This window comes from Sinorhizobium americanum (assembly GCF_001651855.1).
Lineage (GTDB): Bacteria > Pseudomonadota > Alphaproteobacteria > Rhizobiales > Rhizobiaceae > Sinorhizobium > Sinorhizobium americanum.
In genome coordinates, this window is sequence record NZ_LNQC01000051.1 from 34,668 (window position 1) to 51,902 (window position 17,235).

Sequence of the window (17,235 nt, forward strand, 5' to 3'; positions counted from 1 at the left end):
TCGACTCTGCAGGGTCCGGCGCGAGAAGCTTACGCCGAGCGGTATGGTTCGACGGATCAGGATAGTAAATCATCGAGCCGTGGTTGCCGAATGGCGCCACGGCTCACCCATTTAGGTGCATCCTCAACCGCGGGGTCCGACTTAAGCCCTGCGGTACGCCGACGACGTGCTGAAGCTCGTTCGGTCATTTGCGCAATGGCCGTGGTTAAGAACGGTCGTTATCCGCTTGCGCCCTAGTCGCTTGCCGTGGATTGGAGGCGCTCAAGCGCGACGACCGCAATACTGGCATGGGATCGCGCCGGAGAAAAGGGGAGCCGCCAAAACGGCCAATCGGGTGCTGTCGCGGAATACGGGGAGCTCGTCCGCTGAAACGCGCCGAAGTCGTCGAGGATCAAACAATCGACGTAGGCTTTGGGGGAGGACAGAGGCCGGAGATAGGCGCCCCATCGCCGCACCAGGTGTTCCGGCGTCGATCCAGGGAGCCAGCGCACGATTCTTTGGGCGCTGGACCGTCGAAGAGCTGCAGCCGCGTGGCGCCGTGGATCCACGACGCCACCACTCTTTTCATACCGATCCATTTTGCGCCGTATCCATTTCAACAGTTAGCGCAGTTTGACGAAAACTCCGCTTGCATACTTGTTATCGCTATGTAGTTTTACACTGCGCACAAAATCCGGAGGAGATGCTGTGAGCGAGACAAAGCCAGATCTAACAATAGGTGAGCACAATAAGCCGGGTTGGAACCAGCTAAACTATCGCCGACACGGTTCATGAGCTCTTCGCCCGCCCCGGTTCAGCGTTACACCCGGCTTCATGCGCTCTGTTCCGGATCGGCGGCAAGGTCGACAGCGTCGTCTTCCAGAAATTCCGGGAAACGTGCCAAGACTGCGTGAGCCGATCGTCGGCTACAGCTTTGCGCCTCGATGCCTGTTAGCCATCGACATCTGCCGCGAGAAGGCGCCCGATCTAGGTGATGTCGTCCAAGATAACGCAGTGGACTCTTGCGTTATGATGCGCCTCATCGAGCCGACAAACGACCGCGTTATAGCGAGATAGCGGATCTCAAGAAGGACACTCTTCGGACGTTTCGACGTGGAATGCAGATCCAGCCCATCAACTCTCCAAGCGGTTCGCGTTCCGTCCTTGTTGTCCACTTGCGGTCTAGCATTGCCACAGATGAGATGACCAAGGGACAAATATTTCCGCTGTAATGGAGGTTTTATGGAAAGTCATTCGAAGGGAAGCAATATCGAAAAAATCGAACAGGATAGCTTTGATACAATTGGCTCGATTAAGACGAACGTTGAAGATGGGTTTACAATGGTTGCGGTGGGCGACCTCCTCTATTCTCGTCCAGTAACAACAGGTTATTATCCGGGTTTATCAGACGTGCTGAGGATATTCAGTGGCGCCGACGTCATCTTCGGAAACTTGGAAACCAGCATCTTGGGTTCTCGGTCCAAAGGATGCCCACAAGCTGAGTACGGTGGTGCATATTGCATCAGCGCCCCAGAAGTGGGATCAGATTTGAAAGCAATGGGCTTCAACATGTTGAGCCGCGCCAACAACCATACGCTTGACTGGGGCATAGAAGGTATGCGCGAGACCACCCGAGCTCTCGATGCGCACGGGATTGTCCACGCAGGAGCCGGAGAAACTCTCGGACATGCTGGCGCCGCTCGCTTTCTGGAGACGCCGCGCGGTCGCGCGGGTATGGTGTCATTTGCGACGACGTTCAGCCCGATGGCTCGGGCGTGCGATCCAGCTGGAGAGGCGCCTGGAAGACCCGGGCTCAACGCCCTGCGCCTGACAAAAAGTACGGTGCTTCCGCAGGAAATGCTTAAAAGCTTGAAGCGTGTCCGGGAAGTGCTCCCGGGCTACAAACCAACCGTCGAAACTCCCGACAAGGTCGTACTAGGCAGAGCCATTTATATAGCTGGCGAGACGCCCGGCTACAGCTTTGAAGCTGACGCGCGAGACGTCGCCGATATATTGCGTAACATTCGTCGGGGTAAGCAATTCTCCGACTTTTGCCTTGTGACCAACCATGGGCACGAACCCGGCGAATGGAGTCAAGAGCCAGCCGACTACGAGCAAGCGTTCGCCGCAGGGTGATTGATGCTGGTGCAGACGCATACATTGTCCATGGGCCCCATATCCTGCGAGGAATAGAGATCTATAATGGGCGGCCAATCTTTTACAGTTTAGGGAATTTCTTCTGCCAGGACATTCGAACACCGGTGGGCGGTGACATGTTCGATATTTATAACAAGGATCCGCGGATCGATACAGATGCCGAAGTGACGGTGGATGAGGTCGCAAAAGGATACCCGACAGCCGAAGGATTCGTCGGTCCTCAATCCGGTGTTGAATTCTACGAGAGCGTCGTTGCGATCAGCCGCTTCGACGGCAATCAGCTTGCCGAGTTGCAGCTCTATCCAATCGAGCTACGTCGCACGAACAGGTTTGCGAACAGAGGAGTTCCTCGGCTCGCCGAGGGGCAGCAGGCGAGATCCATTCTGGAGCGAATGCAGAAGCTGTCGGAGCCGTTTGGAACTCGTATCGAAATTGAGAATCAAATCGGACGCATCCGCCGGAGGAGCACGGGCTTGAGTGGCGGCCACTGACACCAGAAGATATCGCGCCAATCGAATCTGCATGGCATGAAAATTCTACGGCGGCTTTCTCATGCCATCGGATTCGACCGACGAAATTCACAAATACGCCACTGGCAATGCCAGAGCGAGCCAGAGGTTAGGAGCGCTGTTATTGAGCGCCGCGTCCGATTCACATTGAACGGTACACACCGGACGACGCCAGCGCGGGCTTAAGGTGCGCGTAGCTGAGAACGCGTCGCCAGGCTCGAAGGGCTGGCAATGCTACGCAGGAAATCGTCTTCGGCAGTTGTCTCTCGCAGCAATCACCGACGCACCTCAGGATGGACGCCCCGGTTGGACGGCAGTCCAAGGGTTGCCTCGACGCGCAACTGAAGTTGCAAAGAAGGTTGCATTGGTTTTGGTCACCGCACCGAGCGTGCGACTAGCTACGCAGTCAATGATGCCCAGCGAGCCGATCTCGCGTTAATATGTTGGAGTGACTGACTTCCGACTGCCTCATCTCCAGTCGTGTCTCTTTCTCGATCGTTTCAGCGAGCGACCGACAGTGGCATCAGTATTTCAGGGAAGGTCACAGATTGCTGCAAACGCTTCGCTCACATGCGCCATTCTATAGCAGTGCTCGAAGGCGTTTTCACTGGGATCGGCGACAGCCCAAATTGAAACTCAACGGGAATGCAAATCGCGCAAATGGGCTAATGTCACCTTCGCCCGAGAGATGCAGGGGGAGGTGGTATCAAGAGGTCAAAAGGTTCGTGGAAAAATGAAAGAGATTAATGATTTCCGGGAGTTGCAAGGCGAAGTTACTGATTGGCGTCGTTATCTTCATGAAAATCCCGAATTGGATTTCCAGGAGTACAACACCGCAAGGTTTGTCGCCGAAAAGCTCGCGTCATTTGGCATAAATCACATTGAAACCGGATTCGCTGGGACCGGCGTCGTTGCCTTGATCCAGGGAGAAGGCGGCGACGGGCCCACGATTGGCTTGAGAGCAGATATGGATGCCCTGCCAATAGTTGAGACATCAAACAAGCCTTGGGCGTCAAAAATCTCTGGTGTAATGCACGCCTGCGGCCATGACGGTCATACGGCCATGCTCCTGGGCGCCGCAAAGCATCTTGCGAGGTCCCGCAACTTCAAGGGCTCCGTTGCCCTTATTTTCCAGCCGGCCGAGGAGCCAGAATTTCCGACGGGCGGCTTTAAAATGGTCCAGGAAGGGATCATGGAGCGCTTCGGAATCTCTCAGGTTTTTGGCATGCACATTCGCCCGGGCATCGAAGTCGGCAAGTTCGGCATCCGCCATGGTTCGATTATGGCCTCCCAAGATGACTTCGATATCATCGTTAAGGGCCGGGGTGGCCATGCGGCCAATCCCTCTAGGACTGTCGATCCCGTTGTGATTGCAGCCCAGATCATTATTGGCCTGCAAACGTTGGTATCGCGCAAAACCGATCCCCTAGAGTCGCTGGTGATCTCTGTTACCAAGTTAAAAGCCGCGAAGGCGTACAATGTCATACCCGATCAGGTCGAGATCGGCGGGACCGTTAGGACCTCCGCATCTCGCCTTCGTGATTTCGCCGAGCAAGAGATTTCTGCTTCTGCTCAAGGCATTGCGCGAGGCTTCGGCGGGGATATTGAGTTCAAATATACCCGATCGGTTCCAGCGACCTTTAATTCCCCGGAGGAAACCGATCTAGCGATTCAGGCGGCGCGCAGTCTTGTAGGGTCTGCATCCGTTGACGATAACGTGAAATTTGCCATGGGAGCGGAGGATTTCGCGTACATGCTCGAAGCGCGACCGGGGGCTTACATTTTCCTTGGCAATGGGCCAACACCCGCGTGTCATAATCCCGCCTTTGACTTCGATGACGAGGCTTTGCCGTATGGGATTGGCTACTGGGTAACGCTGGTCGAGACCGTATTGGGGGTATAATTGGCTGTTCCAAAGACTGTTCGGGAGAATCGGTTTTGCGCCGGCGCCGACAGAGCAACCCCCTAAGGAAACTCTCAGGCACAAGTGACCGTTCAGTGAAACAAGCCCAGCGAAGGGGAAAGCCCGGCCAGTCACGCGGCGAACTCCAGGCGAAGCTCGATGCCTGGTATGGCGAGCATGGTGCGTCGGTCGATATCGAGGTCTACCAGACCTTCCTGGATGAGATCGGCTATCTCCCGGGGGGGCCGGATTTCTCCAGCTCGACCGCCAATGTCGATGCCGAGATCACAACCATTGCCGGCCCGCAACTCGTCGTGCCGGTCATGAATGCCCGCTATGCACTGAACGCCGCCGATGCGCGTGGGGGCTCTCTCACTGACGCGCGCTACGGCACCGATTCCATTCCTGATACTGACGGAGCCGAGCGCGGCAAGGGCTATAATCCGGCGCGCGGTGCCAAGGTCATTGCCCGGGCTCGGGGTTTTCGCGATGCGAGCGCGCCGCTCGTGACGGGCCGCTGGAACGAGGTCGCAGCGCTTGCACTCGACGGGTCGACGCTCTCGCTGACCTTACGAGCGGTGGTGGGACGAGGCTTCGCAAATCCGGCTCAGTTCGCCGGCTATTCCGGAACCGCAGCGGCGCCGTCCGAGATCGTTCTGCGCCAGAACGATGTGCACATCGGCATCGCCGTCGGCTATGTCGTGCGCTGGGTCGACCAGGGCATCGGCTGCTCGAAGGTTCGACGACATCAACAATGTCGGCCTGATGGAGGACCACGCGACGCTACGCATCTCAGCACAGCACATGGCCAACTGGCTACATCGTGGCATCTTAGCGAGGCGCAGATCGGCGAGACGTTGGAGCGGATGGCCGCGATCGTCGACCGGCAGAATGCCGACGATCCGGCCTATGTGCCGATGGCCAGCTTCTTCGACGAAACGATCGCCTTCCAGGCGCGCTGGATCTGGTGCTGAAGGGACGCGAACAGCCGAACCGCTATACCGAACCGGTCCTTCATCGCCGGTGGCTCCAAGCGAAATCAAGAGGAGACTGACATGAACAAACTCGGTTTATCTTGCGCCGATGCAATAATCGAGACGGCGCGCTGTTGTGGCAATCGAATGGAATGGTCTGACAGCGCAAATTTGCTAAAGCACTAGGTTCGACAGCGGGCAAGAGTTGCCCGTTACTAAGAGACTTTGCCATGCCTTCTACCGAAGAAAACGCATCCACGAGCTTGCTGGCGCCATTGAAGAACCGAACCTTCCGTTCGATCTTCCTAGCGTCCCAGGTTTCGATTCTAGGTTGGCTGATGCAGACGGTGGCGCTCAGTTGGCTGATGGCCACCGTTTCCACATCGGACGTGATGGTTGCTCTCGTCCAGGCCTCATCGACCTTGCCGGCCTTCTTTCTCGCCGTCTTCGTTGGGGCGATTGCCGACAACTACAGCCGCCGGACGGTCATGATCGTCGGTCGAAGCCTCATGATGGCCGCGGCCGCGATGCTGACAATCCTCATGGCCTTCGGCATAACCGATCCATGGATGATTCTCGCGTTCAGCTTTTTGGACGGTTGCGGCATAGCACTCAGCGATCCAGCTTGGCGTGCCTCCCTTAGCGACATATTGGAGCGCCGCCATCTGCCGGCAGCTGTTACCCTGCTGAATGTCGGGTTCAATTCGGTACGCAGTGTCGGTCCTGCTCTTGGCGGCCTAGTCGTTGCCGCTTTCGGGCCGCTTGTCGCATTCGCGCTCACCACGCTTGGCTTTGTCGCCCCTCTCACCGCTTTATTGCGCAACAAATGGAAGGTTCAAACGCCGTCGCTTCCGCGCGAAGCACTTATGACCGCCATCTACGATGGTGTGCGCTTCACGGCGATATCTTCGGAGATCAAGTCAACAATCGTGCGCGGGACGCTGTTCGGCTTTGCAGCGATTTCTACCTTGGCACTGTTACCGCTGATTGCTCGTGACATTCTGAAGGGCGGTCCGATCAGCTACGGTATTATGATGGGCGGCTTTGGCGCTGGTGCACTTCTCGCCGGACTCATGAATCCCAAGCTCAGGCGAATACTAAGCCAAGAATGGCTGGTGGTACTTGCCTGCATCGCATGTGCAATATGTCAGATCTCCCTTGCTCTTACCTCATCGCTCGCCATCGCAACGCTCAGCCTTGCCGCCGGCGGCGCTGGCTGGCTCACCGCATGGTCGGGACTTGGCGTGAACGTACAGTTGGCAAGTCCGCGCTGGGTCGTTGGACGCACGATATCGATTTATAGCGCCTTCACCTACGGCGGCATTGCCGCGGGCAGTTGGTTTTGGGGTGTAGTCGTCCAAAATCATTCGCTTCCCATTGCGCTGGGCTGGTCTAGTGCCGCGACATTGGCGGTCGCCGCTCTTGGTCTCAAGCTGCCGATCAGCAATCGTTCTGACTCGGAACTCGAACCGTCGGGCGGTTTCAGCGCGCCGGCAATCGCGCTTGATCTGAAGCCAAGAAGCGGCCCTATCCTCGTCACGACGGAATATGCGATCTCTGAGGAAAACATAGATATGTTTCTGGAGATCATGCAGAAACGCCGATACGCGCAAAGCCGCGTTGGCGCACGCCAATGGACCCTCACCCGCGACGTTCAGCAGTCGTCCCGTTGGCTGGAGACGTTCCGCACACCGACCTGGACAGACTTTCATCGGCTTCATAATCGCCTCACGGATGCGGATAAGGAACTGGATCGAGAACTCCTGAAGGTGAGCAAAAGAATGAGCCCTCCGCGGACGAACATCCTGGTCGAGCGCCCCCCTGGAACCGCGAAGTCTTCGCCGCCGGTGCCTTACATTTCACAGAAGTAAGCCGCGCCTTTTGCACCGCGTTCGGTGAAGCCAGGACGGTTGCCATTTGTTGCATAGCGGGTCAGGAAGGACTTCACGGGTCCGTATTAACATCAACGAGCGAGGGTCGCTGAGACTGCCAAATTGGCACGCGACGAAATCGCTCGAATGACATATCGCCCACTTCCGCACGCGGCAACTCAGGAACGTCAACGCGGCAAGTTTGATTGCGAGAGAGCAAGATCTCGCGTTTTACCTTTAGCTCGAAACGCAGCGTCTCTCTTCACCCACCACAGATGCAGCGCAAGCCGAATACCCCATCAGTCATTATGATTGGGTTGCACTGGGCCCGCCGCAACATGAGCTTTTGCATATGTGGAGCGCAACCGGCCGCCCACACCGTGAGTGCGAATTTGAACTCGTAGTCGATCTGTTAACTTTTCTAAAGCTGCCATCCGTGCAGCAGAACCATCAAAAGCGCGCAGGGATGAAATGGAAGACGCACAAAGTGGGTGAGATTGAAGACATCTTGGTAGCTGCCAATCCTAGACTTCTCTGGTGCGAGACAGTAGCCGCGCGGCCGCCCCGTCTTCCCTATGTGCGTTGATGGCGACGCTTAATGAAGAGATCTTGAGATGTTGGCAGCCCCGGAATCGAACAGTACACTTGAATCGAGTCTCCTGGACGCGAGGAGCCGCTTCATCGCAAGGCATCCTAGAAGCGCCGAACTTCACAGCCAAGCTCGCACCGTGATGCCAGGTGGAAACACCCGCTCGGTGCTATATTATCAGCCTTTTCCGATTGCGATGGACAAAGGTGAGGGAAGTACGCTCTGGGACATTGACGGCAATGAATTTGTGGATCTTTGCGGTGAATACACCGCAGGTCTGTTTGGCCACTCGGAGTCTCGGATCCACGCTGCTGTTCACCAAGCCATGACGCAAGGTTTGAACCTCGCAGCAGTGGGCAGGGCCGAATACGAGTTTGCAAATCTCATCTGCGCGCGGTTTCCGTCAATGGAACTAGTACGCTTCACCAACAGCGGCACAGAGGCCAATCTATTGGCGCTAACGGCGGCCCGCGTCCACACCGGCCGAGACATGATCCTTGCATTTCCCGGCGGCTACCATGGCGGTGTTCTATTGTTCACCCCCCAGGGTCCGTCTCCGGTTACCGTTCCGTTCCCATTCCTCTTGGCCGACTACAACGACACGGACTCTGCCACTGCGGTGATTGAGCAGAATCGGGATCGGCTCGCCGCGGTGATTGTCGAACCCATGCTCGGTAGTGGCGGCTGTATCCCAGCGGAAATCAGCTTCCTGAAAGCATTGCGGGAGGCTACGCGAGAGGCGGGCGCTCTGCTGATCTTCGATGAGGTCATGACATCGCGCATGTCTGATGGTGGGCTCCAAAAGCGCCTGGGGATTAATCCTGATCTCACGACGCTCGGCAAGTACATGGCCGGCGGAATGAGCTTTGGAGCGTTCGGCGGTCGGGCCGACGTGATGTCGCTCTTCGAGGGGCGTCTGTCGCACGCAGGTACGTTCAATAACAACGTCCTGTCGATGGCTGCAGGACGTGTCGCGCTTGGAGAAATTTTCACAAAGGAAGTAGCGGAGGAGTTGTACGTTCGCGGTGAGCGCTTGCGGACTGCACTGAATGACCGACTTACGAGGCTCGGCGTCGCGATGCACTTCAGCGGAGTGGGCTCCGTCGCCACAGCGCACTACCGCGCCCCTACGATCCGCCGCCCGTATTCGCCAACGGCTCAAGAGGAAGACCTGCGGGAACTGTTCTTTCTCGACATGGTGCAGACCGGTTTTTATCTCGCTCGGCGTGGCATGTTCGCGCTGAGCCTTCCGGTTTTGCAATCGGATCTCGACCGATTTGTAGATGCAGTGGAGAATTTCGCAAGCACACGACGAGGGGTGCTTGAGTCGGACGGCGCTGAGCCGTGAATAAACGCTCCAGACTACGCGATTGCGCCGGAGCGAGATGTGGGTCGATGGCTCAGAATGTGCTGAACTTGAATTGCCAGGCAACTGCAGGTTGGAGCCATGTGCGTGGAAGCGATGTTAGGGAAAGGCAGAGCGATTAGCCAGGAAGCCCGTCTTTGCGATGCTTCGCTTGGCCGATCCTTCGACCGTCGAGACCCTCGCGTCGAACGCGAACAGGCGCTTGCGGTTATTGACCTCCTTGAGAACAACAGCTTCTTGCCCGTCGGTCACGATGGCGGCCCTTATCGTCTCAGGATCGAAGCTGCAGATGGGCGCCTAGAGCTGCATATCGCCGACGATGATGGAGCGCATGCCGTCAGTCACCACCTGTCAATCACGCCCTTCCGGCGGTTGCTCAAGGCTACACGCGCATCTGCGACAGCCTGTGATGCAATCAGGCGCCCTGGGCCCGAGCGACTCGCGGCAATCGACATGGGGCGGCGCGGCGTCCACAACGAGGCCGCCGAACTCTTGCGCGAACGGCTCTCAGCGAAAGTGCTGGTCGATAAGGATACCGCCCGTCGGCTCTTCACGGTGATTACGCACTTCTCGCGCGCAATTCCCCTCAACAATTTCTGTTGAGCTGAACAGAGACCGGGGGCTCACAGCTCTGAAGGAGGAAACACCACGTGACGGAACACCAGGACCTGGCATTCAGGTGAGCAAAGCTTAACTCTCAGGCGGACCTACGCATGTAAGTTCCATAAGCTATGTTATGCGACATGTTATTGTAGCAGCATTTTAGAGATGCGACATATGAGCCAGTTAGAGATGCGACAGTCGTCGCCTCTCGGGATGCTGGTCAAACGTCAACGTTTGGAAGGAAGACTGGCGACGTGAAGCGTGGTTGAGACCATGAGCGTTCGGAGTCGTCATGTCTTGTTTGATCACCATGTCGCAGAAGGAATTGCATCGTCTTGAACTGATCCAGCGGATTCGCGGTGGCAGCCTGAGCGTCGTCGAGGCGGCCGCCTTGCTTCGTCTTAGCCGCAGTCAGGTGCACCGGCTGTTGCAGGCCTATGATCTGGCCGGCGCCGATGGTCTCGTCTCGAAGAAGCGCGGCCGTCCGAGCAACCGGCGTTACAGCGAGAATTTCCGCAACCTAGTGCTCGACCTGGTGCGTGAGCATTACGTGGATTTTGGACCAACCTTGGCGGCCGAGAAGCTGCTCGAACGCCACCGGATTGCCGTCAGCAAGGAGACGCTGCGTCAGTGGATGATCGAAGCCGGCCTCTGGGTGTCGCGACGCGAGCGCAAGAAGCGGGTCTTCCAGCCGCGCGGCCGGCGCGATTGTTTCGGCGAACTCGTTCAGATCGACGGCTCGCTGCATTGGTGGTTCGAGAACCGCGGACCCAAATGCGCCCTGCTCGTCTATATCGACGATGCCACCGGCAAGCTCTTGCATCTGCGCTTCGCCGTATCGGAGAACACCTTCGACTATCTGCACGCGACGAAGGCCTATCTGCAGCACTGGGGCAAGCCGATCGCCTTCTACAGCGACAAGCATGGCATCTTCCGCACCACCCATGCGTCGAAGAAGGACAGGACCAGTGGCCTGACGCAGTTCGGGCGGGCCCTTTATGAACTCAACATCGACATCATCTGCGCCAACACCCCGCAGGCCAAGGGGCGCGTCGAGCGCGCCAACCAGACGCTGCAGGATCGGCTCGTCAAGGAACTGCGGCTGCGCGGCATCGACACGATCGCGGCGGCCAATGCCTATGCGCCGGAGTTCATGGCCGACTTCAATCGCCGCTTTGGCAAGGCGCCGCGCAATCCGAAGGACATGCACCGGCCGTTTGCCGCGCATGAGAACCTCGATGGCGCCATGTGCCGCAAGGAGATCCGCAAACTGTCGAATTCGCTGACGCTGCGCTATGACAAGGTGATGTTCATCCTCGATCCGACGGATTTCGCGACGGCGCTCGCCGGCAAGAAGCTCATTGTCTGCGACTATCCCGATGGTCGCCTCGAGGTCACCCATGAGGGGACCTCCCTGCCCTACAGGACCTTCGACACGCTGCGCTCGGTGCACCGCTGCGAGGTGGTTGCGAACAAGCGCCTGGACGACATGCTTTCGATTGTGGCCGAGAGGCAGGCCGGACGAGAGCAACAGCGCAGCAAGGGCGGACCGCGCCGCACCGGCCAGACGGACCATATGTTCGGCATTCGCGACGGCAGCCAGAGCAATGGCTATCAGAAGCGTGGCACCAAGCCTGGCCGGAAGACGGATTTCACCAAGGATCCGGTGGTCATCGCCAAGCGCCAGCAGGCCCTTGCGCAGCTGAAGGCGGCGGAGTGATCGGGGTGTCAAAGCTAAAGTTTATTCTGCAGCTGGAGCCATCCGCCGCCGACCGGGCTGCGCAACCCTGGCCAGCTCCACCCGGCCGGCGGCTCCGTCTACGTACTTTGTAAATATAGCAACTTGCAAACGCAGTAATCAGGAATAGGATGATGTCGCATTTCTAAGTTGACGACTTTGTCTCATCTTTAAATAGCTTTGACAGTTATGGCGTAACGTGCCGGATAACTCGCCTAACGCGCATCATCGCCGGTTTCCGGCATCGGCTTAGCTGCATAACGGCGAAATCCGTCTTTGGGTACCAGATATTCTGCTGCATTGCAGCAACGCGTTAGGAGCTTGAGAAAGACAGGAAGAAATGCAGCATGATCCGCACTCGGCCGTTTCGACCACCCTGGCTCCTCTTCGGAACCGGGCGTTTCGTGCGATCTGGACGGCGACGCAAATCTCCAGCCTAGGATGGCTGATCCAGACAACCGCGATCAGTTGGCTGATGACGACGATTTCCGCCTCCGACTTGATGGTGGCGCTGGTTCAGGCCTCGTCGACGCTGCCCGCCTTCTTCCTGTCCATCGTCGCCGGCGCCATTGCCGACAGCTTTAGCCGCCGCGGCGTTATGTTCGCCGGTCACTTCCTGATCGCTCTGGCTTCGCTAACGCTGGCAATCTCGGTTGCACTGGGCCCCGGCAGTCCGTGGCTGATCCTGGGATTGGGATTTCTCGCCGGATGCGGCTTTGCCTTGACCGATCCGGCCTGGCACGCCTCGGTCGGGGATATCCTGGAAAAGCGCGACGTCCCGGCGGCGGTCACGCTGATGTCGGTCGGCTACAACATCGTGAGAAGTACCGGTCCCGCCATTGGCGGCGCGATCCTCGCCTTCTTGGGCCCGCTTGCCGCTTTCGTTCTCGCAGCCCTGAGCGATCTGGCGCCGCTTGCCGCAATCTCCCGCTCAAAGTGGCACGTGCGCTCGTCCTCGCTGCCGCGCGAGCGCGTGGTGACGGCCATTCAGGATGGGCTGCGCTTTACCGCGATGTCCTCGGAAATCAAGGCGGCCATCGTACGCGGGACCTTCTTCGGAGTGGCGAGCATTTCCATTCTCGCGCTGCTGCCGCTAATTGTCCGTGATCATCTTTTGGGCGGGCCGATCGTCTACGGCGCACTCCTCGCCGCATTCGGTGTCGGTGCCTTCTCCGCTGGGCTCAGCAGCAGTTATCTCAGACGGATCATGCCTCAGGACCGGCTGATCGCGCTTGCCTCAGTCGCGTGCGGGACATGCTGCTTTCTGCTCCCCCTCACGACATCGATCCCCGTCGCGGCGCTTGCGCTAGCGGTCGGCGGCGCCGGCTGGCTGCTCACCTGGACCGGCGTTGACGTTGCAATCCAACTGTCGAGCCCCAGGTGGGTCGTTGGTCGGACACTTTCGATCTACTACGCCCTTTCCTATGGCGGCATGGCTGCCGGCAGCTGGATCTGGGGCGCTGTCGCGCAGAACTACTCCCTCACCATGGCATTCGAGAGCGCAGCCGTGGTTCTGATGCTTGTGGCCGCCGCTGCATTCGTGCTGCCGATCGAGTTTTGGGAAGAGTCGGAGAAAGAAGCTTCGGAGTTCGTACCGCCGTCGCTCGCACTCGACTTGACGCCGAGAAGCGGACCTATCGTTGTCAAAGTCGAATACGCCATTGCCGAGCAGGATCTCGAGGATTTCCTCGAGTGCATGCGCGAGCGGCGGCGTATCCAGAGCCGGGCGGGGGCACGAAACTGGACGCTCCAGCGAAACCTGCTGACCCCCACTCTGTGGACCGAGACCTTCCGGACGCCAACCTGGACGGACTTTCTCCGAATGAACCATCGCCTCTCAGCGGCCGACCAGGAACTGGGCCAGCGGCTTGCCGCCTTCCATGATGGAGTTGGCGCGCCTGAAACCGTGCTGGCGATCGAGCGAGGGACAACTCCGTCTCGCGCCCGGAGCCAGCCGATAACTCGCGTCTCGCGTCCCTGAGGAGCGTTTGAGATGCGGCAGCAGGTCGAAGAACAGCAATGCTTGCACCGTGTGTGCGACGCCGGCTCCTTTGCTGAAATCTCTGCGCTTGGCCTTCGTCAGCGTCGATCTGGACCAGCTCCCGCCCTGCGAATGGCATTTACTCCAGCCGACCAGGGCCACTTGGCTGCCGTCGAACAGGCCCCGACGGCAGCCACTTTCTCTTCGGCTTGCAACAGTATGCGTGCCACCGGCCCGGCCGCCGGCGACGCTTGCGGCGCTTCGCCAAGACAATCCTCGCGGTGGCGCTGCCGCTCGGGAGCGAGTATACAGCAATTGGAACCGCTTCCGGTTTCCGCGTCGAATCTCGGGCACGAGCTTTTCGAACAGATTTTCCTTTTGCCCAGCCTCCCAGGGCAAAGTGGCTGTCGTCGGACCACGGCGGCAGCCACGTCGTTTGGTTCCGCAAAGAAGCGCGGTTGCGCGGTCGACACTGCTCGGGGAGGCCGTGCGCGATGACCTGCATGAGCGCCACGCCATCCCGGTTTCGGCTTTCGGCGATTTCGCTTGAGCCGCCTTTGGTCGGCCGGACGGATGCAGCACAGAAGCACGAGCAAACTGTCGCCATTTTCCTGGACAACAACAGCTTTGCTCCGGTCGAGCACGGCGGCGGTCCCTAATCGACTTCATCTTGAACTCATGGTCCGGCGACTGGTGATGTCGATCACCACCGAGACCGGCGCACCCGACCTGTGCCACCACGTCTCGCTGACGTCATTCGCTGCTCTCAAGGACTACAGGCTTGTGTGCGAGAGCTTTGCCAACGGCGCGGCTGCAGCCCGACCGACTCGAAGCCATCGACATGGGGCGCCGCGCAATCCACAATGGAGCCTCCGCCCTGCTCCGAGAGCGCCTCAAATCCAAGGTCGAGATCGATCAGGAGACGGCCCGCCGGCTGTTCACGCTGGTCCATCTACTTATCTCGTAGGGGCTAGGAGTCAATTGACGTGAAGAGACAGCGCAGTGGAGGAACAACCGGTATTCGTGTCCTTTGGGCTGCCGCAGGACACCGTCCGAACGGGCGCGACGATGAGATCGGCATAATCGACCGGAAAGTTCTTCCGCAGAACACTCACGGGAGCACCATGCCGGAGCCGCCCATCATTCCCGGAGAAGCTAGAATGCAACACTGGCTACACAAGCTGACTGATCTCGCCACCATCCGTGGCGATGAAGGCGCTCGAGCAGGTCCCGACGGCAGCCACTTTCTATGGACTCTGGACGGACCAAAGCCACGGGGATTGACGTCTGTTAAGATACGACAGCTTCCCCACCGTTCCGGATGGTTTCGCTCAGTGGCTGCCCTCGCGAGACAGAGGGATTGATAAAGTCGCGCTGGGGCCACCCCTGAGAAGATCGAGTCGCAATCGTCATTGAGTGCCTCTTTTTGTATCTGGACGCTGTTTAGACGCACCTTCTGAGTGTGCCGGCCGGTGGCGTTTCATACAGTCGAGATCTCAGCTGCTTGTCGGCAGGCGGCGAGATTTGTCCGAGGCTCACCTTGTTTTTCCGTATTGCAGCAAGAATCGTCCCTCTGCTAGGCCTGCTAGGAAGTACCAACCCCTACGCAAAGGGATGGCAAATCCGACGGCAAAGCTTGCTTTCATCTTGTGCATGGCGACTCGCGCAGTACCTGCCCACTGCCAGACTGCTGTATCAGGACCAGGTGTGGCGCATATTTCAAAGCGCGCCCAAATTCGGCTCATACATTTCACCCAAGGCGTGACTCCGTAGTTGTATTGAGATGCAAGAACTTTCATTAATTCAGTGGTCCGCAGCACTTCAGACCCTGCGCGAAATCCTGGGTCGCCATCCCCTGAACGTCGTTTCTGTCGCGTAGCTGCGATGCTCATCTTTGGGCAAGCAAACCGACGGAATCTTTATCTTTGCAGGCTACAGCAATGACCGAGTTAGATCGTACGGACATCGCACTTCTTCAAGCTGTTCAGCAGAATAATCGGCTAACATCAGAGGAATTGGCAGAGGCTGTTCACCTATCACCAACAGCATGCCAACGGCGTCTAAAGCGGTTGCGGAGTGAGCGCGTTATCGAAGCGGACATATCTATCGTCTGCCCCAAAGCAGTTGGTCGATACATTACCATGGTCGTAATGGTCTCCCTCGAGCGAGAGAGAGCTGACATTGTCGATCGTTTCAAAACGGCAATACGCCATTCGCGCGAGGTGATGATCGGCTACTATATAACGGGAGAAGCTGATTTCGTATTGGTCGTAACCGCCAAAGATATGCAGGACTATGAGCAGTTCACCCGCCGCTTTTTCTATGAGAATGCCGACATCAAAAGCTTTAAGACAATGGTGGTGATAGATCGCATTAAGGCGAGTTTCGCCATTCCTATGGATCCGTAATGCTGCGGCGACGTCATGTGCGTGTTTCAGTAAGTCCCGGTCACAGATTTCAGTAAGTCGCGGACGGCAATTCCGCTAAGTCCCGGACAGTTCCGGGGCGGATTTTTACGGTCGGTTCTCGGCCGCGCCGTTTTGGCAATGTGCCTCTCACGAAGACGTTGAGAGGGGCCATGCCAAGACGGGAGCAAGCGAGACGAACGAGCGTGAAGGACATCCGGACGATCCTGCGACTGACCCATAAACAGGGTCTTTCGGTGCGCGAAGTGGCCGAGCGGCTGAAGATCGGCAAGGCCTCGGTTTCGACTATTTGCTGCGGGCGCGGAAGGCGGGGTTGTCGTGCTGGCCACTGCCGCCAGACGACGACGATGCTGTGTTGGAACGGCTTCACCTGGTTCTGAGACCGGTTCGCCGCCTTCCGGCGGCAGGCAAGCCCGACATTCCGCAACCTGCATGCGGCGGGCGCGGTGATGTGGACCGACTATCCCGGCCAGACGGTGCCGGTGATCGACCCGACCACCGGCGTTATTTTCTCCGCGCAGATCTTTGTCGCGGTGCTGGGCGACTCCAACCTGACCTTCGCCTTTGTCAGCTTCAGTCAAAAGCTGCCCGATTGGATCGACGGCCAGGTGCGGGCGCTCGCCTGCTTCGGTGGCGTCACCAAGGCGATCGTCTGCAACAATCTGGAAGGCTGGGATCGCCAAGGCGCTGTGGTTCGAGCCGACGCTGAACGCGAGGGCGCGGTGCTGATCGTCGAGCGCTGGATTCTCGCGCGGCTCAGGAAACAGGATGTTCTTCTCGCTGGCCGAGCTCAATACGGCGATCGCCGAACTGCTCGAGGAGTTGAACAACCGGCCGATGCGCCACGTTGGCAAAAGCCGCCGCGAGCTGTTCGAGGAGATCGAGCGGACAGCCTTGAGGCCGCTGCCGGCGACGCCGTTCGAATACGCGGAATGGAAATCGGCGAAGGTCCATCCCGAGTACCACGTCGAGATCGATAAGACCTTCTATTCGGTGCCACACCGGCTGATCGGCCGCACCGTCCAGGTGCGGCTTACTCATCGGGTGGTCGAGATCTTCGTAAGCGGCAAGCAGACCCCGTCTGGCGGAGCGGGTGAGCGGTCAGGTATCGGTAACGGACACGATGAGCTGCTGTGAGC

9 protein-coding genes, 5 pseudogenes and 1 riboswitch are annotated in these 17,235 nt (G+C 58.3%); all 14 genes and pseudogenes read left to right on the forward strand.

The window, feature by feature from the left end; genetic code table 11:
* Positions 1-813: 813 nt before the first annotated feature.
* The gene (locus ATC00_RS31050) at positions 814-1,056 is read left to right on the forward strand and encodes an oligopeptide/dipeptide ABC transporter ATP-binding protein (RefSeq protein ID WP_082912320.1); all 243 of its coding nucleotides are present in this window, start codon (positions 814-816) and stop codon (positions 1,054-1,056) included.
* A 165-nt stretch (positions 1,057-1,221) separates the two neighbouring features.
* Positions 1,222-2,627, forward strand: a pseudogene (locus ATC00_RS13420) (CapA family protein).
* 751 nt (positions 2,628-3,378) lie between these two features.
* Positions 3,379-4,548 (forward strand): M20 aminoacylase family protein, encoded by a 1,170-nt coding sequence (locus ATC00_RS13425; RefSeq protein WP_064253172.1) that lies wholly within the window; start codon positions 3,379-3,381, stop codon positions 4,546-4,548.
* 11 nt (positions 4,549-4,559) lie between these two features.
* A riboswitch (glycine riboswitch) is annotated at positions 4,560-4,649 on the forward strand.
* Between the two features lie 33 nt (positions 4,650-4,682).
* Positions 4,683-5,240 (forward strand): annotated as a pseudogene (locus ATC00_RS34050) (malate synthase G); the annotation flags it as partial.
* A pseudogene (locus ATC00_RS34055) lies at positions 5,238-5,602 on the forward strand (malate synthase G); the annotation flags it as partial. The pseudogenes ATC00_RS34050 and ATC00_RS34055, both read left to right, overlap by 3 nt.
* Before the next feature lie 150 nt (positions 5,603-5,752).
* Positions 5,753-7,393, forward strand: a complete 1,641-nt coding sequence (locus ATC00_RS13430) for an MFS transporter (RefSeq protein ID WP_064253173.1) — start codon at positions 5,753-5,755, stop codon at positions 7,391-7,393.
* Positions 7,394-8,007: 614 nt separating this feature from the next.
* Entirely contained in the window at positions 8,008-9,330 is a 1,323-nt protein-coding gene (locus tag ATC00_RS13435) for an aspartate aminotransferase family protein (protein ID WP_064253174.1), read from the forward strand.
* Between the two features lie 99 nt (positions 9,331-9,429).
* Positions 9,430-9,951 (forward strand): UPF0262 family protein, encoded by a 522-nt coding sequence (locus ATC00_RS13440; protein ID WP_234782304.1) that lies wholly within the window; start codon positions 9,430-9,432, stop codon positions 9,949-9,951.
* A gap of 292 nt (positions 9,952-10,243) precedes the next feature.
* Entirely contained in the window at positions 10,244-11,671 is a 1,428-nt protein-coding gene (locus ATC00_RS13445; protein WP_037385899.1) for an ISNCY family transposase, read from the forward strand.
* Positions 11,672-12,029: 358 nt separating this feature from the next.
* Positions 12,030-13,670 carry an MFS transporter gene (locus ATC00_RS13450; protein WP_064253175.1) on the forward strand — a complete coding sequence of 547 codons (1,641 nt, stop codon included), beginning with the start codon at positions 12,030-12,032 and terminating at the stop codon, positions 13,668-13,670.
* A 494-nt stretch (positions 13,671-14,164) separates the two neighbouring features.
* A complete protein-coding gene (locus ATC00_RS33475; RefSeq protein WP_234782305.1) occupies positions 14,165-14,329 on the forward strand; it encodes a hypothetical protein in 165 nt (54 codons plus the stop codon).
* Positions 14,330-14,366: 37 nt separating this feature from the next.
* Positions 14,367-14,637, forward strand: a pseudogene (locus ATC00_RS33480) (UPF0262 family protein).
* A 973-nt stretch (positions 14,638-15,610) separates the two neighbouring features.
* Positions 15,611-16,078, forward strand: a complete 468-nt coding sequence (locus tag ATC00_RS13460; protein WP_064253176.1) for an Lrp/AsnC family transcriptional regulator — start codon at positions 15,611-15,613, stop codon at positions 16,076-16,078.
* A 170-nt stretch (positions 16,079-16,248) separates the two neighbouring features.
* Positions 16,249-17,155: pseudogene (locus tag ATC00_RS31060) on the forward strand (Mu transposase domain-containing protein); the annotation flags it as partial.
* Positions 17,156-17,235: the final 80 nt, after the last annotated feature.

Excerpts from the sequence above, each read along its gene's own strand:
- ATC00_RS31050 (WP_082912320.1), top strand. The coding sequence starts at position 814 with ATGCGCTCTGTTCCGGATCGGCGGCAAGGTCGACAGCGTCGTCTTCCA.
- ATC00_RS13425 (WP_064253172.1), top strand. The coding sequence starts at position 3,379 with ATGAAAGAGATTAATGATTTCCGGGAGTTGCAAGGCGAAGTTACTGAT.
- ATC00_RS13430 (WP_064253173.1), top strand. The coding sequence starts at position 5,753 with ATGCCTTCTACCGAAGAAAACGCATCCACGAGCTTGCTGGCGCCATTG.
- ATC00_RS13435 (WP_064253174.1), top strand. The coding sequence starts at position 8,008 with ATGTTGGCAGCCCCGGAATCGAACAGTACACTTGAATCGAGTCTCCTG.
- ATC00_RS13440 (WP_234782304.1), top strand. The coding sequence starts at position 9,430 with ATGTGCGTGGAAGCGATGTTAGGGAAAGGCAGAGCGATTAGCCAGGAA.
- ATC00_RS13445 (WP_037385899.1), top strand. The coding sequence starts at position 10,244 with ATGTCTTGTTTGATCACCATGTCGCAGAAGGAATTGCATCGTCTTGAA.
- ATC00_RS13450 (WP_064253175.1), top strand. The coding sequence starts at position 12,030 with ATGCAGCATGATCCGCACTCGGCCGTTTCGACCACCCTGGCTCCTCTT.
- ATC00_RS33475 (WP_234782305.1), top strand. The coding sequence starts at position 14,165 with ATGACCTGCATGAGCGCCACGCCATCCCGGTTTCGGCTTTCGGCGATT.
- ATC00_RS13460 (WP_064253176.1), top strand. The coding sequence starts at position 15,611 with ATGACCGAGTTAGATCGTACGGACATCGCACTTCTTCAAGCTGTTCAG.